The organism is Nocardia sp. NPDC049737 (genome assembly GCF_040674755.1).
GTDB lineage: Bacteria > Actinomycetota > Actinomycetes > Mycobacteriales > Mycobacteriaceae > Nocardia.
On record NZ_JBFANH010000056.1, the window covers coordinates 1 to 22,037 of the forward strand.

General features: G+C 67.5%; 28 protein-coding genes and 2 pseudogenes. 2 read left to right on the plus strand and 28 right to left on the minus strand.

Going from position 1 to position 22,037, the window contains the following annotated elements:
- From AB0J47_RS39995 to AB0J47_RS40065, 15 genes are all read right to left on the minus strand, one after another.
- On the minus strand, nt 1-434 hold a 434-nt coding region (locus tag AB0J47_RS39995), incomplete at its 3' end, for a single-stranded DNA-binding protein (RefSeq protein ID WP_364359176.1).
- 57 nt (nt 435-491) lie between these two features.
- Entirely contained in the window at nt 492-623 is a 132-nt protein-coding gene (locus tag AB0J47_RS40000; protein WP_364359179.1) for a hypothetical protein, read from the minus strand.
- Between the two features lie 446 nt (nt 624-1,069).
- A complete protein-coding gene (locus AB0J47_RS40005; RefSeq protein WP_364359182.1) occupies nt 1,070-1,318 on the minus strand; it encodes a hypothetical protein in 249 nt (82 codons plus the stop codon).
- 77 nt (nt 1,319-1,395) lie between these two features.
- Complete coding sequence (locus AB0J47_RS40010; RefSeq protein ID WP_364359185.1) at nt 1,396-1,806, minus strand: hypothetical protein; 411 nt, start codon at nt 1,804-1,806, stop codon at nt 1,396-1,398.
- Nucleotides 1,803-2,045 carry a hypothetical protein gene (locus tag AB0J47_RS40015; RefSeq protein ID WP_364359188.1) on the minus strand — a complete coding sequence of 81 codons (243 nt, stop codon included), beginning with the start codon at nt 2,043-2,045 and terminating at the stop codon, nt 1,803-1,805. Before AB0J47_RS40015 ends, AB0J47_RS40010 begins: the two co-directional genes overlap by 4 nt.
- Nucleotides 2,042-3,226 carry a DUF4192 domain-containing protein gene (locus AB0J47_RS40020; protein ID WP_364359191.1) on the minus strand — a complete coding sequence of 395 codons (1,185 nt, stop codon included), beginning with the start codon at nt 3,224-3,226 and terminating at the stop codon, nt 2,042-2,044. Before AB0J47_RS40020 ends, AB0J47_RS40015 begins: the two co-directional genes overlap by 4 nt.
- A 117-nt stretch (nt 3,227-3,343) precedes the next feature.
- Nucleotides 3,344-3,730 (minus strand): hypothetical protein, encoded by a 387-nt coding sequence (locus tag AB0J47_RS40025; protein WP_364359194.1) that lies wholly within the window; start codon nt 3,728-3,730, stop codon nt 3,344-3,346.
- Between the two features lie 202 nt (nt 3,731-3,932).
- Complete coding sequence (locus AB0J47_RS40030) at nt 3,933-4,241, minus strand: hypothetical protein (protein ID WP_364359197.1); 309 nt, start codon at nt 4,239-4,241, stop codon at nt 3,933-3,935.
- A 28-nt stretch (nt 4,242-4,269) separates the two neighbouring features.
- Nucleotides 4,270-5,133 (minus strand): bifunctional DNA primase/polymerase, encoded by an 864-nt coding sequence (locus AB0J47_RS40035; protein WP_364359200.1) that lies wholly within the window; start codon nt 5,131-5,133, stop codon nt 4,270-4,272.
- A gap of 109 nt (nt 5,134-5,242) precedes the next feature.
- Nucleotides 5,243-7,024, minus strand: a complete 1,782-nt coding sequence (locus tag AB0J47_RS40040; RefSeq protein ID WP_364359203.1) for a ParB N-terminal domain-containing protein — start codon at nt 7,022-7,024, stop codon at nt 5,243-5,245.
- A 137-nt stretch (nt 7,025-7,161) separates the two neighbouring features.
- The gene (locus tag AB0J47_RS40045; RefSeq protein WP_364359206.1) at nt 7,162-7,377 is read right to left on the minus strand and encodes a hypothetical protein; all 216 of its coding nucleotides are present in this window, start codon (nt 7,375-7,377) and stop codon (nt 7,162-7,164) included.
- 117 nt (nt 7,378-7,494) lie between these two features.
- A complete protein-coding gene (locus AB0J47_RS40050; RefSeq protein ID WP_364359209.1) occupies nt 7,495-8,733 on the minus strand; it encodes a hypothetical protein in 1,239 nt (412 codons plus the stop codon).
- Nucleotides 8,734-8,804: 71 nt separating this feature from the next.
- On the minus strand, nt 8,805-9,107 hold the full coding sequence (locus tag AB0J47_RS40055) for a hypothetical protein (RefSeq protein ID WP_364359212.1): 303 nt from the start codon (nt 9,105-9,107) through the stop codon (nt 8,805-8,807).
- A gap of 425 nt (nt 9,108-9,532) precedes the next feature.
- Nucleotides 9,533-9,814: a hypothetical protein gene (locus tag AB0J47_RS40060; protein WP_364359215.1), complete on the minus strand. Its 282-nt coding sequence runs from the start codon at nt 9,812-9,814 to the stop codon at nt 9,533-9,535.
- Nucleotides 9,815-10,024: 210 nt separating this feature from the next.
- Nucleotides 10,025-10,567 (minus strand): hypothetical protein, encoded by a 543-nt coding sequence (locus AB0J47_RS40065; RefSeq protein WP_364359218.1) that lies wholly within the window; start codon nt 10,565-10,567, stop codon nt 10,025-10,027.
- 113 nt (nt 10,568-10,680) lie between these two features.
- Here AB0J47_RS40065 and AB0J47_RS40070 point away from each other — a divergent pair, with 113 nt between their 5' ends.
- Nucleotides 10,681-10,815: a hypothetical protein gene (locus AB0J47_RS40070; protein ID WP_364359265.1), complete on the plus strand. Its 135-nt coding sequence runs from the start codon at nt 10,681-10,683 to the stop codon at nt 10,813-10,815.
- Nucleotides 10,816-10,871: 56 nt separating this feature from the next.
- On the opposite strand, the pseudogene AB0J47_RS40075 reads toward AB0J47_RS40070, so the two are convergent.
- From AB0J47_RS40075 to AB0J47_RS40100, 6 genes and pseudogenes are all read right to left on the minus strand, one after another.
- Nucleotides 10,872-11,303 (minus strand): annotated as a pseudogene (locus AB0J47_RS40075) (DUF3560 domain-containing protein); the annotation flags it as partial.
- A gap of 649 nt (nt 11,304-11,952) precedes the next feature.
- Complete coding sequence (locus tag AB0J47_RS40080) at nt 11,953-12,192, minus strand: helix-turn-helix domain-containing protein (protein ID WP_364359262.1); 240 nt, start codon at nt 12,190-12,192, stop codon at nt 11,953-11,955.
- Nucleotides 12,158-12,718 (minus strand): annotated as a pseudogene (locus AB0J47_RS40085) (3-hydroxyacyl-CoA dehydrogenase NAD-binding domain-containing protein); the annotation flags it as partial. The pseudogene AB0J47_RS40085 and the gene AB0J47_RS40080, both read right to left, overlap by 35 nt.
- A complete protein-coding gene (locus AB0J47_RS40090) occupies nt 12,715-13,482 on the minus strand; it encodes an acetate--CoA ligase family protein (protein ID WP_364359221.1) in 768 nt (255 codons plus the stop codon). The pseudogene AB0J47_RS40085 and the gene AB0J47_RS40090, both read right to left, overlap by 4 nt.
- Nucleotides 13,424-14,881 carry a CoA-binding protein gene (locus AB0J47_RS40095; protein ID WP_364359224.1) on the minus strand — a complete coding sequence of 486 codons (1,458 nt, stop codon included), beginning with the start codon at nt 14,879-14,881 and terminating at the stop codon, nt 13,424-13,426. Before AB0J47_RS40095 ends, AB0J47_RS40090 begins: the two co-directional genes overlap by 59 nt.
- Before the next feature lie 22 nt (nt 14,882-14,903).
- Nucleotides 14,904-15,701 (minus strand): crotonase/enoyl-CoA hydratase family protein, encoded by a 798-nt coding sequence (locus AB0J47_RS40100; RefSeq protein ID WP_364359227.1) that lies wholly within the window; start codon nt 15,699-15,701, stop codon nt 14,904-14,906.
- A 171-nt stretch (nt 15,702-15,872) separates the two neighbouring features.
- On the opposite strand from AB0J47_RS40100, the gene AB0J47_RS40105 reads away from it, so the two are divergent.
- Entirely contained in the window at nt 15,873-16,838 is a 966-nt protein-coding gene (locus AB0J47_RS40105) for an AraC family transcriptional regulator (RefSeq protein WP_364359230.1), read from the plus strand.
- 82 nt (nt 16,839-16,920) lie between these two features.
- Here the strand turns inward: AB0J47_RS40105 and AB0J47_RS40110 are convergent, their stop codons facing one another.
- Genes AB0J47_RS40110 through AB0J47_RS40140 form a run of 7 tightly spaced genes read right to left on the minus strand, consistent with a single transcriptional unit; the run spans nt 16,921 to nt 22,032 of the window.
- Nucleotides 16,921-17,655 carry a GntR family transcriptional regulator gene (locus tag AB0J47_RS40110; protein ID WP_364359233.1) on the minus strand — a complete coding sequence of 245 codons (735 nt, stop codon included), beginning with the start codon at nt 17,653-17,655 and terminating at the stop codon, nt 16,921-16,923.
- Between the two features lie 47 nt (nt 17,656-17,702).
- A complete protein-coding gene (locus tag AB0J47_RS40115; RefSeq protein ID WP_329406697.1) occupies nt 17,703-18,314 on the minus strand; it encodes an RraA family protein in 612 nt (203 codons plus the stop codon).
- Nucleotides 18,311-18,982 (minus strand): RraA family protein, encoded by a 672-nt coding sequence (locus tag AB0J47_RS40120; protein WP_364359238.1) that lies wholly within the window; start codon nt 18,980-18,982, stop codon nt 18,311-18,313. Before AB0J47_RS40120 ends, AB0J47_RS40115 begins: the two co-directional genes overlap by 4 nt.
- A complete protein-coding gene (locus AB0J47_RS40125) occupies nt 18,969-19,634 on the minus strand; it encodes a 4-carboxy-4-hydroxy-2-oxoadipate aldolase/oxaloacetate decarboxylase (RefSeq protein WP_364359241.1) in 666 nt (221 codons plus the stop codon). Before AB0J47_RS40125 ends, AB0J47_RS40120 begins: the two co-directional genes overlap by 14 nt.
- Nucleotides 19,631-20,641 carry an amidohydrolase family protein gene (locus AB0J47_RS40130; RefSeq protein ID WP_364359244.1) on the minus strand — a complete coding sequence of 337 codons (1,011 nt, stop codon included), beginning with the start codon at nt 20,639-20,641 and terminating at the stop codon, nt 19,631-19,633. The genes AB0J47_RS40125 and AB0J47_RS40130 overlap by 4 nt, the downstream gene beginning before the upstream one ends.
- Before the next feature lie 5 nt (nt 20,642-20,646).
- Entirely contained in the window at nt 20,647-21,036 is a 390-nt protein-coding gene (locus AB0J47_RS40135; RefSeq protein WP_329406705.1) for a RidA family protein, read from the minus strand.
- Nucleotides 21,037-21,051: 15 nt separating this feature from the next.
- Nucleotides 21,052-22,032, minus strand: a complete 981-nt coding sequence (locus AB0J47_RS40140) for a hypothetical protein (protein ID WP_364359248.1) — start codon at nt 22,030-22,032, stop codon at nt 21,052-21,054.
- Nucleotides 22,033-22,037: the final 5 nt, after the last annotated feature.

Here is a 22,037-nt window from a genome sequence, read left to right on the forward strand (position 1 = left end):
GGAGCGGGCTCCGCCTCCAAGCGCTGGTCCTCCCCGACCAGCATCGAGTTCCGCTCCGAAGAGCGCTCGGTATTCCTGAACACGCCGGAAACGGTTGCGTAACGCAGCGACGGTCCGACCTCGTCGACCTCAAGCTCAACGACGGTGCGGTTCTGACCATCGGGGGTCTGCCAGCGGCGCTGCTTGAGCCGTCCGGTGACGATGACGCGGGCTCCGCGGGTCAACGATTCCGCCGCGTTCTCCGCGGCCTCGCGCCAGATGTTGCAGCGCAAGAACAACGCCTCGCCGTCTTTCCACTCGCCGGTGTTGGCGTCGCGGTATCGGGGTGTGGAGGCGACGGTGAAGTTAGCGACCGCCACACCATTCGGGGTGAAGCGAAGTTCCGGGGCGTCGGTCAGATTTCCTTTTACGGTGATAACGGTTTCTTCGGCCATCGTTGTGCTCCTTCGCTATTGGCGGGGATGTGGTGTGACCACCACGCGGTGCGGTGGTCAGTGCTGTGTGCCGGTCGCGGCGTCCATGGCGGCGATGACCTCGGTGACCGGGATGAGCGCGCGGGCACGGTGGTCGGTGATGAGTCGGTGACAGCCCACTGAGGCCGCCGCGGTGGCGGGTCCGGGCATGGCGAGGATGGGCCGCTGTAATTTGGTGGCCCAGCCAGCGGCGTTGAGAGTCCTGAGCGTTGCCCGGTTCCGGGAATCACCGGCAGCGGGGCAGGGCCGCGATCAACCGGGTTGCATTGGGTTGATTCGGTCGTGGCTGGTGCCGATGCCGGGTGGGTATTCGGGGAGGGCCGTCTTTATTTCGCGACGCACGACGAGTTTCGATGACAGCGGTGAGACCGGCCGATGTGGCGCAGCGTGGTCCGATGCGGCACTCGGGCTGGGGCAGCGGTGGGGGTGAAAAGGACAGCGGCTGTGGGGAGGTGGATGCTTCCGGAGGGGTTGGGAGGCATCCACTCTCGCGCCACGGCGACAACATGCTGTGTTGAGGCGGGCAGCATCGGCATCGATCAGCGGTGACGAATGCTCTGGTGCGTAACCCCGGCGACCCCGATCCCGCACCCAGGCTAACCGCGCGGCCGAACCCTTGGTGTGGAATCGTCGCGGCTGGTGCGGTGGTGGTCGAGTGGTTCGGCGGCTAGGGCGATGTTGGTGGTGCGGTCGGGCAGGCCGGGGGAGTGGATGTGGATGTCGATCCCGGCGGTGACCGCGCCGGGGGAGGCGGGGATCGCCTGCCAGGGATGGTGGCGGTCTTGGTCGAGTTCGGGGAGGTTGGCCTCGATCCACGCCACCAAGCCCCCGGCGTCGCCGATCATGTGCCGAGTCGATCGGCCGTCGTGAGATGGTCGGGGTGGGCGCGGATGATGCGGGCGGCTCCTTCGGGCATGACTGCTCACTGTCTGGACTGGTCGTGGGGTGTGATGGACTCGATGAACCGCAGCGGCAACAACACACCGCGAGCAAGGGCATGGCCGATGACGGTGTGGTGGCGGTGCACGCCGTGGACACGGACACGGTCGTGGCGGTGTCCGCCGACGGTGGTGATCGTGGCTGTGGCGGCGGCGCGGCGCAGCCGGTGCAGTTCGACGGCGAACAACGCGATCACCGGATCGGCGTCGATATCGGCAAGCCGCGCGGTATCGGTGCAGACGCGTAACCGCTGGTGCAGTAGATCCCGGATGCGCGCGAGCCCGTCGGGGTGGGTGCGGTCACCGCACCAGTCATCGATGCGCGCTTGGAGCTGGCGCAGGAACATCAGCTCTGTCCCGTCGATGCTGGGTGGGACTGTGCCTTGCGCGCTCATCGCCGCACCCGCCGCGCACGCCACCACCACGCGAGCGGGTGGGTGAGCCGCTGATGGCGTCGGCCCGCGAGAGTAGCGGCGAGGCCGTCGGCTTCGGCAGCCCCCAGATCGGGGTCACGCCAACCGATTCCGAGGTACTCGATCGCACCCGACACCCGCCGCAGCAGATAGCGGTCGGTGCAGGCGGTGACGCGTCGGTCATGGAGACCATAGCGCCGCCACCGCGGGTGGGTGTTCACCGGATGGCCGGGCCGAGGTCGACGCCGAGTTCGGCGGCGATGCCGAGTCCGCAGTGGGCGAGGCGGTGCAGCGTATCCGGGCGCATCCCGGTGCGCAGCGATATTTCCAGCAGTGTCGCCATGGAATGTGCGGGTTCGGCGTCCAAGGCGGCGTGCAGGGCGACACCGGCCAGGGGGCCATCGCCGCGGATGTAGGCGCTGTAACCGAGAAGTGTTGCGGCGTCGGCACGATCGCTGCCCGAGCAGGCCCGCGCCAGTACGATCCACAGATGTTCCGCGACGGCGGCATGGTCACCGACCGCGAGGGCGAACAGCGAGTCGCGCACCGTCCGATCACGCAGTGCCGCAGCCAGTTCCGCACAATCTGTGGCCGACAGCGCCGCACCGGAGTCGATGTTCGCGATCTGGGACAACACCAGTTCGAGTGCGCGCCGCTGGTGTCGGTCAAGGTCACCGTGGCGGAGCGCTGCTGTGTGGCGTTGCCGCGCGAGGGCCAGGGCAGCGTCGAGGTGAACGGCGACCTGCTGGGCGAGTTCAGTGTCGGGGGTGAGCAGATCGGTCAGCTCCGAGCGGGTGCGGCGGATCGGGCGACCGGCGAGCACATGCGCCACCGTCACCATCGATGTCGCCGGATCCGGCAGCGCCCCACGTTGTTTCGCATCCAGCAGACTCCACCACCGCTGACCCGCCTCGATCGCGCCCACCGCCCAAGCGCCGGCGAGGAACACCTCCTGCCGCGCGAGCCGCCGCGCGAACGCCGCGATGAGCGTGCCCCACGGCCCGACACCCGCGCCGCGTCCGCGCGTGCGGCAGGGTTGGCGCACCCGATCATCGACGATCACCGCGAGCACCTCCGAGGTCCCCTCAGTGGCACAGATCTGCGCCACGCACTGTGCGTACGCCGCCGCCAGACCACGCCGCGGGCCGGAGGCAGGAGCCAGATCGAAACGCGCCACCGCATCGATGATCGGAGCGCGCTCCGGATCCAAGGAACTGGCCAGCACCGCGACGACCAGCGACCGCTGCGGTGTGAACCCGACCATCGCGGGAACAGCGGCAATCAATTCCCCGGGCTCATCGATATGCAACGCCCCCGCCGCAGCGCGGCCCCGGGTTTGCTGATCCGCAGCTGAGGTGGTCGCGTCGCTGGCTGGATTCGGGTCGTCGGTATTGTCGGACATAGGTTTTCATCTCCTTCTTCCCGGATGGAGGTGGTTGGTGCGCGCCGCCGCAGCGCTGTCGGTGTCGAACGCGGCGGTTGCGTGGCAGCAACCGCGGCGGTCACAGCGGGTGACCGGCTATGCGGTAGGCCCGGTGGGGCTGAAGGTGATCTCGAACGTGCCGGTCGAGACCGTGAAGACCAGCCAGGCATCGAGCGCGGCGTAGCTGCGGATCAGATCGATGAGGGCAGCGCCGTCGGTGGCTTGGGTGAGGTCGATGTACTCGACGAAGTCGTCGCCGAGCGGTTCACCAGAGCACCAGTGGGTGCCGGATTCGTGGCCGTGGGCGTAGACGATCCGGGCCGTGTTCTGCGAGCTGGCGGGGATGCCGTTGCTCGTCAGGTAGATGCCGTCGTCCTTCACCCAGATCAGCGACGGCACCGCCGGAGCGGGATCGTCGTATGGCGAGCGGGAATGCTCGGCGGCCGCCATCGCGTGCTCGGCGAGGTCGATCACCTTCGACAAGGGAAAACAGAGTCGGACCACCGATATGGCAGGGCCATCCTTTCTGAGGGGAGCGCGGGCGCGCGCCGTCCGCGCTCCCGTAATTGCGTGGTGTCGCGGCCCGCCGACAAGCAGATCGACCGACGGCGGCACGCAAGTCGGTGTGCAGCGCGCCGCTTGCGCCTGCCAGCCCGTGGCCGAGTTCAGGTGGGGTTTCGGATGGTTACGAGGGCTGCTGCAGGAGCGTCGACGTCGTGGGGAACCAGGCGCCAGCCCGGCGACGCGCCCGCGCGGGCAGCATCCGGAGCAGACGGCGCGCGAGCGAACGCGGCCGCGGGGATGTGCTGATCTGGTGTGCTGTGATCGGGTCGTCGTCGAGGTCGACGCGGTAGGTGTGGCCGTCGGGTTCGATGACGTCGAAGACACTGGTTTTCGAGTCAGGCGCGCGATACAGATCGAACGCCGCGAACGCGGCCGAGACGGGATCCTCGGCGCTCACGTCGATCTCCCAGCGCACGTAGTATTCGGGCACGATGGGCTCCTGCTCCGATGGCGGGGATTCAGTGGCGCAGCCGTCGGGGGCGTGTGCGGCTGTAGCGGAATCCGTTGCTGATAGTGCGGTGGGCTTCGCTAGCGGTGAAGTCCTCGATCCCGATGTGGGTCGCGGCGGCGTTGGTGAGGACGGTGCGGGCATCGTGTTCGCTGAGTTCGTCGGCGGCCACGAGCCGCCCCAGGACCAATGCCGACCGGAACAGGGTGTGGTTGCGCAGGTGCACCCGCGCGCGAGCGACCCGTTCGGCTTCGGAGGCCAAGATCGCCGCCAGATACGAATCCGGGTGCGTCGCTATTGAACTCGACCAGTCGCCAGTGGGTGGCGGAGTCGGCGCAGGCGCGATGATCCGTTGGATCAGCATGTCGGGAAGGTCGGCGACGGGCCGGTTCACGGCCACGGTGTAATCCCCGTGCGGCGTACGGGATCCGGGAGCGACGATGTAGCCGCCGTGCCCGCGGGAATCGATGCCCTCGCCGATGCGTGCGACCGTGCATCGCAACAGCGGCTCGTGCGGGGCGCGGTAGTAGAGGTGCCAGCCTGCTGGGGTGGCGATGGTCAACGTCGGCGGCGCGGGCCGGGACAGATTCTCGGCGAGGCGAGCCAGGGCTTCGGTCAGAGCGTCAGCTGGTGGGGTCATGTGACGTGCGTCGAGATCGATCACGTGCAACCCGGCAGGGCTGCCAGTCAAGATCGCCACGTTGTAGCGCGGGTTATAACCCCACCAGCGGTGGATGCGGTCTTCGTCGATGCTGGCGAGCTCAGGCCAGCGTTTGATCGCCGGTTTCTTCCCACCCGGGCGCAGGGGAAACACCGGCCAGCCGCAGGCGGCGGCAGCCAAGGCCGTCGCCCGCGGGTCCAGGACAGCGGTCATGGGATGGACACCTCCGTGCAAGATTCGAAGGGGGTGAGCCCAGGTCTGCCGGTGCGTGGGCGGTTAAGCGAACCGCGCACCGGCAGGCCGGGGTGGCCGAACAGATCGGTCAGGCGGCTTGCTCCTGCTCGTCGGGCTCGGTGGTGGTCGGGGTGTCGATGTCGATGTCGATGTCGTCGGAGTTGACCTCGCCGAGGGCGGCGAGTTCGACGGGCACGAGTGTGTGGCCGAGCTGACTGAGGAATTTCAGGTAGCGGCGCACGCCGCGGTCGGCGTAGCGCCACAGTTCCTTGGTGGCCCGGTTTTCATAGGCACCGAGCACGAGGGCGAGCACGATCGCGTGGGCGCGGGCCGGTTTCGTTGTCTCGAGGTCAGCGATCAGCTCGTCGCGAGCCCGGAAGTCCTTGTAGCCGATCAGTTCCAGGGCCGTGCCGAAGGCGTGGTACTCGCTGAGCAGACCACTGTCGGAGACCAGCGCTTGGGCGACGAACACCGCGGCCTGCGCCGGCGGGGTCTTGCGCCCCAGCAAGTGGGTCACGAACTTGATGCGGGTGGTCTTGGCGGCCACGCCCTGCTTGTTCAGCTCGCGGACACGGCGCCGGGCCAACCGATCTTTGTCCCGCTGCTCAGTTTCGGCCTGCGCCGCGGCTTGTGCGGCAGAGGAACGGCGCGCGGCGGCGAGCTCATCGCCCTCGCCCGCCTCGTCCTCGACAGTATCGTCGGGTCCGGTGTCGGTGTCCTCGCGTTCCCGCAGACCCGCGGCGTCGAGCAACTCGCGGGGCAGGAAGTATTCAGCGAGGACCTGTTCGCGCTGTTGCACTTCGCGGGCGTGGCGCAACCCTTCGGCGGGTTCGGCATCGGGGTGATCGCGGGTGTCGAAGTCCACCGTGTCGGGGTCGACGAGAGCACCGGTATCGACCTCGACCCACACCATCTCCTCACCGAGTTCCAACCACACCAACCACAAACCTGGGTTCGCGTTGATGTGGGTGATGTCGACCGCCGCCCCGTCGGCGTCGACCAACTCCGCCGCCGACATCAGCGGCCCGTCGTCGCTGAATTGCTCGTCGCCGGGGTAGTCGGTGAGGATCCCGACCCCGGCCTCAGCGTAGGGCAACGCCGCGGCCAGATAGTCGCGTCGCTCGGCGCGATCGGTCGCGATCCGGTTGGCCTCGTAGGAGAACCAGCTGCGGTTGGCGCGCATCAGCCGCTCGACGGCGTCGGTGTCGCCGAGGGTGTCGTATTCGGCGATGATCCCGGCCTGCTCGAGGTCGTACTGGCCCTCGTCGACCAACCCCCGCGCGGTCGCCGAGGTACCGATCTTGCCCGCGCGTTTGACCTCGTCGCGTTTGGTCTGCAACGCCTTCGCGACCCGGGTGACCGAGGCTCCCAAATCGAGCATCTGCGCGATGCCCGCGGCGCGGTCACCGTCGGTGAGCGGGATCCGGCGGTCGTTGACCGTGATCTGCTCGGTGATCCGCTCGATCTCGGCCTCGGTCGCATCCACGGCAGGGTCGAAATCGGTGACCCATACCGGCACCTCGGTCTGAGCGAACGCCAGCGCGGTCAGGGTCCGGACCTGCCCGTCACGCACGACGTGGCGCCCGTCGGGCATCCGGATCACCTTGATCGGGTTCTTCACGCCATGCTCACGAATGGAGTCGGTGACCTCGGGATGGTCCTCGAGCCGAAAGTTCTTGCGCACATTGTCCGCGACGTCCAGCAGGCCCGGATCCATCGTCGGCCCCCACAGCGGTGACGGTGCGGCCACCGCGTCGTCGGGCTCGGAGTCGCTGCCGTCGGACTCGACTGCGATGCCGGTGGGGATATCGGTGTCGTCGGGGGTGATGGTGTCGGGGTCGATGGTGGGTGTGTCGGTGTCGTGGGTCATTGGTGAGTGCTCCTATCGTGAAACAGGCAGGCACCGGCCAGCTTTGGACTGGTCGGTGCCTGCCTGAAGGCGGATATGAGTGCTGTGAAATTCGGGTGGCCCGCCACGGGGTGCGGGCGGTGGACCGGCGGGGTCGGCTAGCTCTTGGTGCGGGGTGCGAGGTTGATCGGGCGCAGGAACCGTGCGCCGTGCTCGTCGGGGTCGCTGTAGCCCCAGTGCTTGGCTTTCCAGTCCGGGTGCTGCTCGCGCCAGCGGGTGACGGTGTCCTCACCCAGGGCCGTGACAACGCCGGCGGCACCGAAATGCTCGGCGCTGTCGAACTCCGCGCGGGTCAGAGTCAAGGTTTCGGGCATGCGGAAACAACCTCCTCGATGGGTCGGGGCCAGTGAGGGCCCACAGGGATGGATGAAGGACAGCAACGACTACGCCGGGCGGCGGGGAGTGTGTGGCGGGCCCGCCGCCCGGGGGGTTCACACGAGCGACATTGCTTGCAGGGCGAGGTCGTCGAGAATGTCGGCGCGGTCGGCGTCGGGGACGGTTTGGGAGTAGCTGGTGACGGCGTTGGCGATCCCGGCGGCAGTGAGCTGACCACCGGCGATGAAATGGCTGAGGATCCCGCTGCGTTCGTCCTCGGTGAACCCCAACTTCTTGGAGACGACTTCGATGGTGCGTTCGGGGTGGGCGACCGGGTTGGCGGCGTGGCGTTCCAGTTCGGTGATCCGCGCGTTAAGGAAGTCGGGGGATAGCCATTCGGCGACCTTATCGCGGGTTTCGGCGGTGATCACCGCGAGGCGTTTGCGGTAGGTGTCCTGTGACCAGCCGCCGACACCGCCGATTTCGAGGCGGTCCCCGATGTGGCGTTTGGTGTAGGCGAACATCGGTAACGTCAGCCCATTACCGCAGATCTGGACCACCAGCTCCGGTTTCAACGTGACCGCGTGATGGCCGATCTCGGAGTTGGAGAACCGGAACCCCGCGAACACCACCGGCTCGCTGCCGGGCCGATAGCCGTGGCCTTCGCGGGCCGCGATCGGGCGCCACCGATCCAACTCGCCTGCGGCGCGGCGGCGTTCGGCCTCGATTTCGGGGTTGGCGAACGGGGTCCGATAGTTCGCCAGGAAACTCGGTGCCAGCGCCCGCACCTTCGGTGAGAACACCTTGCAATGCATGGAGGACTCGGTCAGATCACACGAGCGCACCGACACATCGGCATCGGCGGCCCGGATGCCCTCCAGCACGGCGGTGAGCACGTCGAGGTTGTCGATGATGCCGTAGCGATCCGAGAGCACCGCCCGCAGAACGCCGGGCTCATCGACGACACCGGAGGTGAACAGGCGCAGCAGAAACGAGCGCTCATCACCCGCGCCGGGCAGACGCGGGTCATCGGGGCCGTGCAGCAGGCCATTGATGTTGGCGTCGTACAGATCGGTGCGGGACTCCTCGCGCAACCATTTCAGATACCCGACAGGGATTTTCAGTTTGGACCCGAGGTGGGAGTCGGCGGCGGCGGTGGGCCGGTAGAGGCCGTCGACGAGGGTGAAACCCCGCTCATCCAGCACCGGTTCGACCCCAGACAACCGCAGCAGACCATCACTGGCACGCAACGCCGACGCCGGGGCGACGACATCAACCTTGGCGGCCTGCTGAGCATTCAACAGCCCGACCAGATCCCCCAACTCGGCGTGACGCACACAGGTAGCGATCGACATGAGTCAAACTCCTCTCGCACAGATAGATACGGATTCCAGAGCAGGTGAGTGCAGGCGTGGGCCGCCGTGGGTTACTGCTGTTGGCGCAGTGCGGCCACCAGCGCCCACGACGTGTCGACCTCGGCGCGGGCCGTAGCGTGGCGCCGAAAAGCGAGTTGCTCGAGGCTTTGAATAGCCTCCAGGGCGCGGGCGACGTTCTGGCGGTGCTGCTCAGCCGCCCAGTGCCGATAGCGGGCGGCGCGGTCATCGGTGAGGAATTCACCGGTGGTCTCGGTGACGGTGTCGGCCACCAGCTCACGGATGTCCGCGTCGGCAGTGGCCAGCGGATACCCCAGATACACGCCCAGGTACCCGGGTTCGCCCAGACACACCATCGCCGCCGCGCCCGGTTGTGCCCGGTTTGAACCGGGCGGTGACACGGGAATTGCCGAGGCGCCCATCCTCGACGACGAGACCGAAGAACCACCATCGGCCGGGCCTTGGTGATGCCATCCGCCATCGGATGGTGTTCGCTCATCCCGGCGGACACCTGCCCACGGATGGATGGGTCGTCGCTGGCGAACAGGGTGTAGGCGGATCCGTAGTCGGTGGAGTTGGTGTAGGCGCTGACGGCGAATGCTGGAGCGGGCATGACGAATCCGGGTTTCCTTTCGATGACATGGTGTGTTCAGTTGGCTGCCCCGACGGGGGCGGAGAACGGCTGCCCGATCTGGGTGACCGCTGCCCGCGACCGTCGGCCGCCGCGCGATCGCGATATCGGCGAAAGTCGGTGGCGACGACCGCGGTGGCGAGGCCGAGCTCAGGGGCGGAGCGCCGCGGGCCGGGTGCACTCGACCTCCGGGCCAGCACCGATGTCGCGACCGTGGCACCAGTTGGTCCACGCGTCGGCGATATTCGGGCGCGAACCACCCGCAGCGACGAGGACGGCGAAGGCATGCCCGAAATCGATCGCCTCCCCAGCACCGACCCCACGCGCATCGCACCAGCCACGCACATAGCCGATCGCCTCGAAACACAACAACTCCGCGGTCCGGTTCCGCATCGCGGCGGTGTACAGCTCGAACTCCGGTACTCGGCTCATCGGTCTGCTCCGGGTTCGTCGGCGACCTCACCACAGGTCAACCACGCCCGCCAGGAGTTCGGGTTCGGGGACACGGTGGTTCGCCGCCGGGCGAAAAGTCCGGCGGCGCTGGTCGTGGCGGCTGGTGTGCGGACATGACGAAACAACTCCTTCGTGGGATCGACGAGCCCGCCCCGCACCCAGCGGGTAAGGGCGGCGGTTACAGGTTTTTCAGGCCGCTGCGGCGGCGGGCAGATAGGTACGGGCCTCGACGACGACGCGGACGTGGTTGTGGACCTGCTCGGGCAAGCACACCGGCCCCGACACCGTGAACTCGGTGACCGGCAGCTCGATCGGTTCACCGTGTAACCGGCCCGGTTCGCGGCGCTGCGCGCTCACCCGCACCACCCCCGGGTCGGTGACCGGCTCCGGTGGGCTGGCATACCAGCGGTCGGCGTGCGCCCACACCGCGACGTATTCGAGGCCGCCGATACTCCAGTACCAGCGATCGGACTGCGGGCCGCGGAGGTGGTCGAGTTCGGATTTGCCGCCGCGGCGTTTCGGACGCGGCGGCAGTCGGCTCGCGTCGAGGTCCTCGAAGATGTCCGGGAACCGGTGGCGGGCTTCGGGTTCGGTCATCATCGCGGTGATCTCGTAGTAGCGCACGGTGTAGTCGGTGGTGACCTCGCGGTGGCAGGCATGTTTGCCGATGATGGTGTTCAACGGTGTGCGCGGTTGCGGAATGTTGGCCACCGACACCGATTTCGTGTTCATGCGAGTGACCTGCCGCCACGCGTGGCCACCGACGCGGACGAAGTCACTGACGCTGAAATCCGCGGGTCCCCAGCCGGGCGTCAGGCATCCGCGATCTGTTGATCGCGGACCTGATGCCAGTAGGTGATCTCATCGCCGCGTTGCGCCATGCGGTCGACGACTCGCTGCTGGTACTCACCCGTTGCGGGGGAGGGGTTTCGGCGTATTGGACTTCACCGTTGGCGGTTCGGGAGATCACGCGGGTGTGACCGTCGAGGGTCCGTTGATCGCCGCGCTGTTCGGCCTCGAGGGTGTCGATACGATTAGCCACAGTGCGCGGTGCGTAGCGGTGATCGGTGGTTCGCGCCGCCGCGTCGGCGCGATCATGCGCGCGATCGGCGTCCCGGCCCGCCTGCACCGACCGGCCGAAAGCATCCCACGACTTCTCGATCGCGCGCCGGTGACGGCGTTCGGAGTGATGGCCGATCTTGACTGGCTCACCACCCGGCGGCAACGCCTGACAAGCACGCTCGTGCGCGGAGTCAGGAGCGACAGCTTTGACGTCCTTGCGGGACGCCTTGTCCTGCAATGCCTGCGCCCGGTCGGCCTGGCGTGCGTCGCGGTCGCCTTCCGCGAGCAGGGACGGGCGCGCGGTGCGACCGATACGGACCCTGACCTCGAACCCAGCCTCCCGCAACGCTTTCGCGGCGGCGTCGATGGCGAACTGCTTAGGCTGGCGATCACGGGAGGACACCACGATCTACATGCCCAGGCTGCGGGGCCAACGCCAATGCCCGACACCTTTCTCACTCCCGTCATCACTTCATAGGTGCCGTCGCCACGGTCCGCCTCGTGGCGCGGCCCATAGTGCTCGGCATGCTCACGCGCAAATTCGACCGTCCCCGGCCAGTCGGCCCGGCCCATATCGGCATGGACTGTGGTGACACGGTCGAGGATCGTGACCGGGTGCTACCGCACCTGCGTCATCGACCACTTGCCGGCCGAGTACGTCCGCCGACCCCGAGTGCCGAACGAATCACCGACACTGGGACTTTCGCACCGATAGTTCGAAGCACTGCTCATCGCGGGGCTCCCTCGTCGTTTCTTCTGGATAGACCGAAAGACAGGAGTCCAGACGTGACCGAACTGCCGACGTGGCGAAATCGCCTGCGCCGCAGCGGCGATGGCGGTCACCAGTACCTGAGGGCGTTTTCGCTCGGGACCGAAGGATTCCGACTGCGCGCGGGACAACCCTCCCCGGCGTGGTCAGCGGCTTCGCGCCGCCCGGCGACATCCACCGCATCCGCAACGTCGGCGACGAGACCGCCCTGCCCACCACCATCGAGGAGCTTATGCAGCAACAGAAGCAACGTCAGCAACTGGTTTGGCAAGGGCGATCTCGGTTGCTACATCGATCCGGCAAAGGGTGCCCGGACGCGGGATCGGAACTCGGTGGGTGTGGTTCCCGTGCGGTGGTGAAAGTATTTGGCGAAGTTGGACGGGTCGTCGAAGCCGAGGTTTTCGGCGATGCGGACGGTCGGTTCGGAGCCATGTGCGAGAAGTCCGGGCGGCGGCAGGTGGCCACGAAGGAGCAGCCACGCGACGCATGACTTGCGCGGGGCTGAAGAAGTGCGCGCCGATGACATCCTGTGGGCGGCTCGTCGCGCTTGCGATGGCGTCGATATCCAGCGCGGACGTGTTGGTCCCGAGCAGGGTGCCGGGACGCGCGTGCTGGTCGATCGCGCGGAAGACCTCCTGTTTGACCGACAGCTCCGCGAAGACCGCCTCCACCACGACGTCAGCCTGGCCGATCGCCTCCATGCCGGTTGCCCGGCCGATGAGAGCCAGGCGCCGGTCGGCATCGGCTTCCTCGAGCCGACCGCGGCGCACGCTCGATGCGTAGTTCGCGGCGATACGGGACAGACCGCGGTCGAGATCCTGTGTGCTCCGATCGATCAGCGTCACCGGGATCCTGGCATTCGCCAGTGCCATCGCGATCCCGCCGCCCATCGTCCCGGCACCAACGACCGCGGCGTGGCCGGGGCGCCAGTCAGCGTCTACCTGTGGCAGGCCCGGTATGTCACCGGCCGCGCGCTCCGCCTGCCGCACATGCTCGAGCGCGGCGGCCTCGGCGGTCGCGCCACTTGTCCGCCGGGAAGTGTGCTCCGTCATGCTCCGCTCACCGTCTCTGCGATCCGGTTGTCGTCGCTGCACACGATGAGCACGTCGAGCGCCATCGCCCCGTCTGCGCTGGCGAGAACTGGGTTGATGTCGATCTCGGCGATGTCGGGATGATCTGTCACGCGCCGGCCAACGGTTGCGACGACTTTCGCCACCGCGGCTAGGTCGACGGCCGCGGACCCGCGGAACCCGCCCAAGAGCTTTGCCGCCCGCAGCCTTTCGAGCTCGTCGACGATCTCGGATTCGGCCAGGTCCGGCGGGATCAGCCGGATGTCGCCGAGCGCCTCGACCCAGACCCCGCCGAGTCCGATCATCATGACCGGACCCCAAGCCGGATGCCGCTTCGCGCCGATCATCAACTCGACGCCCCGAGGCGCCATAGCCTCGACCAGGATTCCGTCGAAGTCGACGCGAGTGGCAGCCGAGACACGTTCGGTCAGCTCGGTCCAGGCGGCGCGGAGGCTGGACTCGTCGGCGATGCCGAGTGCAAGCCCGCCCGCCTCGGTCTTGTGGTACACAGCCGCAGCCTGGACCTTGGCCGCCACCGGATACCCGATCTTAGCGGCGATATCGACAGCCTCATCGACGGAGGTCGCCAGCGCGCCCTCCGGAACCGGCACGCCGATTTCGGCCAGGATCCTCTTGCCCCGCCATTCCGGCTGTGTGCCCGAACCGAGGTCGATGGGGCCGACCGGGTCACCCGTCGCTGTGGCGATGGACCGGGCGCGGGCCAAGGAGCGCCCGTAGCGGGTCACCGCGGCGATCGCCCGCAGACTCCGTTCCGGCGAGCTGGAGATGACCACCCTGTGCTCGGCGGCATAGGCGGCCAGCTCGGCGGGCCATCGGCAGCACATCGACCAGCAGGGCGACCGCGACCGGTTTGGGCTGCCCAGCCGCGGCCCTGGTCACCTGCCTGAGCATCTCCTGGTTGGCCGCGGAATGCGAATACGGAACGGCGAGGGTGACCGAGCCGATCCGATCGTCGCCCAGCAGTGCGGCGAGCCCGTCGTGGAACAGCTCGGGATCGGTGACGACCGCCGTGCCGAGGTCGAGCGGGTTGCTCGGCATCATGTACGCCGGTAACCGAGCACCCAGGGTTGCCTCAGTGGCCGGGGAGAGAGCCGGCACCTCGATATCGAGATCGCCCAGCGCATCGAGGGCGATCGCACAGAAGGCCCCCGATGTGGTCGCGACCGCGGCGCCCCCCGTCGGAGGCTGCGGATACCGCGCGAGAATCTCGGCAACGTCGATGAGTTCCTCGAAGGACTCCACAACACACGCCCCCGCGTGAGTCGCCAGGGTTTTCATCACTCCGTAGTCGGCAGCGAGGGCCCCCGTGTGCGACGCCGCGGCCTGCTGGGCCCTGGCACTGCGACCGGTATGCATCAATACCAGCAACTTTTCCCGCGCACGGACCTTCCGGACGGCTTCCAGAAACCCATTCGGGTCACGGATGTCCTCGGCATAGATGACAGCGCCGCCGGTCGCGGGGTCGTCGGCGAGGAACGCCAGGAAGTCGGTCAGCGTAAGTCCGGCTTCATTGCCGGTCGATAAGCGATACGAGATCGGCACACCCCGAGCCCGCAAGCCTTGGAAGATCATGCCCATGAGCCCGCCGCTCTGGGCCAGCACCGCCACGGCGGGCCCCGGGGCGGTATCGAGCCGGCGCACCGGGTCATCGGGCAGGAAGACGGTGTTCAGCGGCTCGATGTAGTTGGTGTAGCCGATGCAGTTCGGCCCGACGAGACGCAGCCCGCCCGCCTGGGCCAGTCGGGTGATCTCCGCCTGCTCGGCGCGACCCGCGTCGCCGAACTCGGCGAACCCGGAAGCGTAGATGACACCGACGTGGACCTCCTTGCGGATACACGCGGCGACCGCATCCCGGACCCCGGTCGCGGACAGGATCAGCAGCGCGAGATCAACACCCTTTGGCAGCTCGTCGATAGCGGTCAGCACCGGAAGCCCGCCGATCTCACCGCCGGAACGGCCCACCAGGTGGATCTCACCGCGATAGTCGTTGCGCTGCAGATTCTCCAGCAGGTTGCGTCCGCTCGATCCCGGCTTGGCGGAGACGCCGACGATCGCGATCGACCGTGGGTTGAGCATTTTTCCGACCGCCACCGCGGAGGCCGATTCATTGTGGTTGCTCGTCATTGGGCACCTTCACTCGACCGTTTCAGCTGCGCGACTGCGCTGGACTGTCCAGCGGCTTGGCCCGCTTCTCCACAAAATCGCGCAGACGCTTCTCGGACTCCGCCGAGACAGCGTTCTGCGCAACCAACGTCTCGACGTAAAGACCGTCGTCGTCGGACATGTCGTTCACACGTGCGAGCCCTTGAGTGATCGCCCAATTGGACTCAGGTGTGTTTTCGGCGACGACCTTCGCGATCTTGCGCGCCGTCTCGAGCGCTTTGCCCGCGTCCACTCGGTACTGAACCAAGTTTTGGGCGAGCGCCTGGTCAGCGTCGAGAACCCTGCCGGTGAGCATCATGTCGGTCATTCGCGCGTTGCCCAGCAGGCGCTGAATGCGAACGGAGCCACCAGCGCCGACGTATATCCCCCGCCGCGCCTCGGGCAGGGCGAAGAAGGCGGTGTCGTGGGCCACCCGGATGTGCGCCGAGGCAGCCACCTCCAGTCCCGCGCCGATCACCGCACCGGTCAGGGCAGCGACCACGGGAATGCGTCCGCGGGCGATCTTGTCGAATGCGATGTGCGGAGCATGCGCGCCCACCCACCTCCGCCGCATGTCTCCGTCCGTCAGGCGGCGCAGGGTCTCCGCGAGGTCCAGCCCAGCTGAGAAGTCGGGGCCGACACCGAAGATCACGGCCGCCTTCGCGTGCTGGCCGGCCTCCTCTATGAGCCGACCGAGCTCGACAAACATCTGGTCGTGTAGCGCATTGCGCTTTTCCGGCCGGTTGATCCCGATCAACCCGACGTCGCCGTCGAGTTCATACGTCAACTGGTTCTCCACCATCGGGGGAATCATCTCCTTCGCTCCCGAGCGACGTCCGCGTAGGTTGCGGTCCGCATGCAATCCGGCTCCGAGACTCGAGTAAACCCCGCAATTGAAAGAGCATCCGTGCTGTAGCGTCGCAAGAAACGATGAAATCGTCCAGCTGACTCAGCTGACAGATACGGAGGGCCGATGCCACCGCAGCAGGAAATACTGGACGACCCGGCCGCCGCGGAGGTCGACGTTCTCGCTTCGCTGCTGGAGGTACATCGCCTGACGACCGTCGTCGCGGGGCGAGTTGACCTCGCCCCGCCGTGGCGGGTGGACTGTGAGCCGACCTCCTTGCTGGTGGTACTCGTCCAGGTCACCGGCGAAAGTCATCTGGTCCCGGCACCGGACGCCGAGCCGATCGTGACGAGGCCAGGGGATGTCGTGATCCGCCCACACGGGGCACGAGGGCACATGCACGACGGCTCCGATCCGTCGAACACGACCTGGACGTTCACCCTCCCGCCCACCGATACGGCGACGCCCCAACCGCTGCGATTGACCCATGGCGACGACCCGGGCAGCTCCTTCGTGTGCTGCCTGATGCAGATGGGTGACGCGCCGCGCGGGCCGCTGTGGGACAGTCTCCCGAGCGTGATCCATGTCTCCGGGCAGGGCCTGGCTGGGTCCGAGCCGTTACGGCACGTCGCCGACACGATGATCGAGGAGAGCGCGGCACCCGGTCCCGCGAGCACCCGGCTGATGAGTCGCCTCGCGGAGATCCTTCTGATCCTCGCGCTCCGGCTGCAGACCCGCAACATCACCGGCCCACCCGGCTTTCGAGCACTGGCCGACCCGCTGATCGCTCCCGCCATCACCCTGATCCATGCCGACCCCGGGCATTCCTGGTCGGTCGCTTCGCTCGCGTCGGCCTGCGGCCTGTCACGATCGGCCTTCGCCGCCCGGTTCGCCGAGGTGGTCGGCGAAACCCCGCACTCCTATCTCATCCGATGGCGAATGGCGACCGCCGCGAAACTCCTCGCCACGACCGACATGGCCGTCGCCCGTGTCGCGGCTACTGTCGGGTACATCAGCGAGGCTGCCTTCCGACGCGCTTTCGCCGATCATCTCGGTAGTACCCCACGCGAATATCACAAACGCCACCGGTGAGCAGCCTGGCCGCCGATGCTTTGCACCGGTGGTCCGCCCGCCCATCGATGATGTCCAGTGGTCGGCGACAGCCCGAAGCTCGCTACTGTCCAGCACCGAACTCTGCGCCGGACCCGATGTCGCCGGCGAGCATGGTGAGCGCGGCCTCATGAGTCTCCCGCCTGTGACGCGCGAGGATCCGCAGGCACAGGGCCCGGTCTCGAGCAGCGAGTGCGTCAATGAGCTGATCGTGTTCATCGGTGGCGATCGCGGCATCCGTGGTGGCTACGTGCAGCAGGCGGTACGGCTCGGACATGGTCCAAAACTTCTCCGCCTCAGCGAGATACACCCCCATCGGTGACAGCCGGAAGATCTCGCGGTGCAGGGCCCCGTTGAGCCGGTTGACCGCCGAGATATCACGCGCCACTGCGGCCATGGCGATCTCGCGGTTGATGCCCCGCAACAGCGCCACCTCGTCGTCGGTGGGCCAGCGAACCGTCCGGATCAGCTCCGTCTCCAGGAACGCGAGCATATTGCCGATCTGACCGAGCTCCTCGGCGTTCAGCCTCGTGACGAAATAGCCCTGGTGCGGCCGATGTACCAACAAGCCTTCTGTTGTGAGCACCCGGAGCGCTTCCCGCAGCGGCACCCGGCTGATCCCCAGCACGCGTGCCATTTCCTCCTGGCGGATCTGCTGCCCCGGAAGGAGGGCGCGATTGATGATCATGTCCCGTAACCGGTTGATCACGCTCGCGACGCTCCGGTTCTCGACACTGGACGCGGACGCGATCGTAACCACCTTCCTCGGCGTGCCCGGCCCCTGCTCGCTGTGCGTCACCGCTCGCACTATAGCAGCGGTAGGCTTCCCCACTGACGGACGAGAGCTCATGGCAGACCGTAGATCGCCACGGTGGTCTCGCCATCACGCAGCCGCTGGATGTACTCGGTCTCGGTTCGTTCGCGCTCGATGGACCTGGTCCTGATGTCGTCGGCACTCGCCGCCGGAATGCACACGACTCCGTCGGCGTCGGCGACGACGAGGTCGCCGAGACCGACGATGACGTCGCCCAACTGGACGGGTTCGCCCAGTTCGCCGTCGCCGCGAGGGTTCTTCGCGGTCCCACGGACGCAGAGGCGTTCAGCGAAGACAGGCCAGCCGAGCTCGATGAGCCGCCGGGAGTCGCGGACACCGCCATTGATCACCAGGCCCGCGAGCCCGCGGGCGATCGCGGCCTCGGCCAGGATCTCACCCCAGTAGCCGTACTCGAGGCCGCCACCCGTGTCGACGACCAGCACCTCACCACGGCGGGCCGCGTACACCGCGCGGTGCAGCCAGAGGTTGTCCCCCGGTGGCACCCGGACGGGAAACGCCGGTGCCTCTAGGTGCATGTCCGGTGACAACGGCTTGATCACCGACGGCAACGCACCGATACGGTCGGCCGCCTCGTGCACGGTGGCCGAAGTCAACTCGGGACCGCTCCCGCCGATCGGTGTCATGACGTCCGCCCCGTCAGGTACTGCAGGTCGTGATAGCCATGGGCACGGCGAGCTTCCCGCAGTGATGCTCCGGCCTCGACGGCCCGGCGAATGCCGTCTTCCGCGCGCTCGATCTCCTCCGCTGCCGCCAGCACCTCCTCGGCACGGGCGACGGGGATCGCCACCAATCCGTCACCGTCGCCGAGCAGCAGGTCACCCGGCTCGACGCGGACACCGCCGACGGACACCGCCACCCGAGTGGCTTCGACACGGACGCGATCCTTGCCGGTGCGCATCCAATTGCCCCGGGAGAAGAGCGGGTAGCCGAGCGTGAGGCTGCGGTCCACGTCACGGCAGACACCGTCGATAACCGTTCCGGCGACGCCCCGGCTATGGGCAGTTGCCGTCAGCAAGTCACCCCACACGGTGGCGTCGAGGCGACCCTGGTTGTCGAGCACGACGACATCGTCTGGGCCGAGGTCGTCGATATAGTCACCGACCGTGCCACGATCCTGCCCGACGGGCCCGTATCGTACCGTCCAGGCGTGCCCGACCAGCCGGAACGACCGGTCGAGGGGCACGATGCCCAGCGCCTGACCGGCGATGCCGAGGCGATCCAGTGCGTCGGAGACCGCGGAGGTCGACAATGCGGCCAACCGGGTTTTCAGCGTCTGCTCAGCGGTCCCCATCGGTCAGCTCCTCGTATCTCGTGCCCATCACGGTGGACACCGGTGTCCCCGCCTGGATCGCGGTGGCCATAGCCGACTCTGTGGCCGCGATCCGCTCCGCAGTGGCCAGCACGTCCTGCGCCCGGTCCGCCGGGACTATCACTACGCCGCCGGTATCACCGAGGACCAGGTCACCGGGGGCGACGGGTACTCCGCCAATCTCGACCGGCTCGCCCCAGGCCAGCTCGACTGCCCGCCCCCGGGCGGTGACGGGGGAAGCGGCATGCGCGAACACCGGCAATCCCACCTCGCTCGCCTCGGTCAGGTCGCGGGCCGCCCCATCGACCACTACGCCCTCGACGCCACGTACTGCGGCGGCACGTGACAACAGGCCACCCCAGCCCGCGCAGTCGATCCGCCCCTGGTGGGCAACCACGACGACCTCATCCGGGCCGGAAGCGTCGACGGCGGCGGTTCCGAGATGTCGCCGCGGCGATCCGGCGTGATGAGCGGGTGGCGGGCCCAGCAGGACGGTGACCGCCCGGCCCGCCAGGGGCCGGTCGGCGGCGAGCGACCGCACCCCGTGGACAACGCCGGTGAGACCGTGCCGGTCCAGAGCGTCGGACACGGCGCAGGTATCCAACGCGCGGAGTCGTTTCACCAGGTTGTTCATGGGCGACCCGCCACGTTCTTCAGGGCGGGGAACACCAGCCGCGCGTTGCCCTCGAATATCGCGCTGCGATCGGTGTCCGAAAGGAATCCGAAGCCCTCGATGACGGGTTTGATGTCGTCGAAGTCGCGGCCCGTGTCCGGGTTGGGGGCGCTGCCGCTGCCCGGCTTCTCGGTCCCGAACAGCACACGATCGGCACCGACGGTGCGCAACAGCAACTCCAGCGACGGTGGGTGGTGCAGCACGCTGTCGAACCAGAATCTGCGCAACGAGGTCTCGAACCGCTCCGACTCGGGGCTGCCGCCCAGCGCCGGGTGCAGGACCTCGGCCTGCCAGCGCCCGATCTGGTACGGCACGGAGCCGCCGCCATGGGAAATCATCACACGCAGCGAAGGAAAGTCGGCGAAGACTGAGCTGCGCAGCATGGACAGGATCGCGATGGATTCCTCGGTGACGAAATGCTCGCTGTATGTCTCGCGCTCGCTGTAGCAACCCGCGGAATGGATGTGCATGGGGAGGTCGCGCTCAACGAGCTTCTCGTACAACCCATACCAGTACCGGTCCCCGAGTGTCGGTGTAGTGCCACGGCCCTCGTGCAGATCGGGGTTGATCAGCACGCCGACGAAGCCCAGGTCCACCACGCGGTCGAGCTCGGCGAAGGCGACATCCACGGAGCGGTCCGGTACGAGTGGAAGCGCGCCGACTCCAGCGAACCGGTCCGGGTACAGGGCGACGGTCCGGGCGATGGTGTCGTTGTTCGCGCGGACCCACGGGTCCACCAGCCGATCCGGCTGCATCGAGCTGCCGAGATGGAAGGGGCGGGGCGACAGGAGCTGCAGGTCGGTCCCTACCGAATCCATCACGGCCACATTGCCCGCGGCCGTCTGCGCCAGCACGTCGTCGGGGATCTTGGGCTGGCCGGCATGGTAGCCGCCGTCAGCGATCAGGGCCGCTCGGTAGGCGTAGAGCCCGTCCGGGGCGACGAGATGGGCGTGTGCGTCGATGATCATAGGTGTCAGCCTTTGTTCAGCAGGGCGAGGATCTCGAGTTGGATCTGCAGCGGCTCGGCCAGGTCGATCCGCAGTGTGTGCCGGGCCGGCCTGCTCGCCTCGTCGGGAAACATCTCGATCCAGTACTTGTCGATGACAGGGCGAATTGCCTTGTCGCGCACGAAGACCGTGCACTTGGCCATGTCCTCCGGGCCGCCGCCGGCGGCCTCGAGGATTCGGCGGGCGTTCGCGAACACCAGCTGCACCTGCGCCTCGGTGTCATCCGGCACCGCTCCGGTCGCCGGGTCGAGCGGAGAGATCCCGCTGGAGGCCAGCAGATTGCCTACCATGCAGGCCTGCGGGATCGGCAGACCACCGTGATGCAGGCCGGGTACCTCGATCGAATGTCGCGCCACGTTATGTCTCTCCTTCTAGTGCCAGCTCAGAAAGCCCATGCCGCAGCCGGTTCCAGCGGCCGACCGCACGATGGGCACGTACTCGGACCAGTCGACTGCCCGGCCCTCCATGGCGCCGGCCACGGTGATCCAGTTCCGGATCTCGGAGGAACCGCTGTTGAGCAGAGCGGCCGGTAACCCGCACAGCGCCTCGCTGTCCTTGTTCGTGATCGCGTCGAGTACCCGCCGATCCAGGTCTTCGTTCACGACGAAGTGACTCATGCCACCGGAGGCGAGAACGGCGATCCGGGTATCGATCGGTGACGCCGCGGCAGCCGCACGCACAGCACGCCCGAGTTCGAAGCATCGCTTGGGGCTCGGCTGGTTGGGCGGGTAGTAGGTGTTGAGCATGAAGGGAATCACCGGAATGGGGTCCGGTTGCAGGAACTTGTGAATCGGAAAGCCGTAGGCATGACCGAAGCCGGTTCCGGGCGGCGCGGCGGCCATCCAGCCGATATCGAAGCCCTCGGTCATCAAACCCCGGACCAGATCCTCCGCCAGCGCCGCATGCCCGGCGAAGGTGAACTCGGCGTCCATCAGGTAGCTACGGGCCGCCTCCTGGAGGAATTCCGAGTCGTGGTCGTCGAGCACTCCGGTTGTCATCGTCGCGGCCGCGGAGATCGCCATGGCCGGCTGGTTGGTTTCGGTGAACAGCTCACGCTGGTCGTCGCCGACGATCAGGACGACGTCCGGGGCGACGCGGCGGAAATCCGCCCGCAACCTCTCGAGCGCCGCCTCACAACGCCGCCAGTTCTCCTCCCAGACGGCGGGTGTGCCACTGAATGCGAACCGGTCCCCGGCTGCGGCCGCGAGGTCATCGAAGCTCCGGATGACCCCCGAGGCATCGTAGAGTTCGGGGTTCGCGCGATCCTGATCTGCGCGCTCGGCCCACATATTCGGTGGCACGGCCAGCAGCGGACTGTGTGAAGTCGCCGCACCGAAAACGATTTCTGCCATGGAAA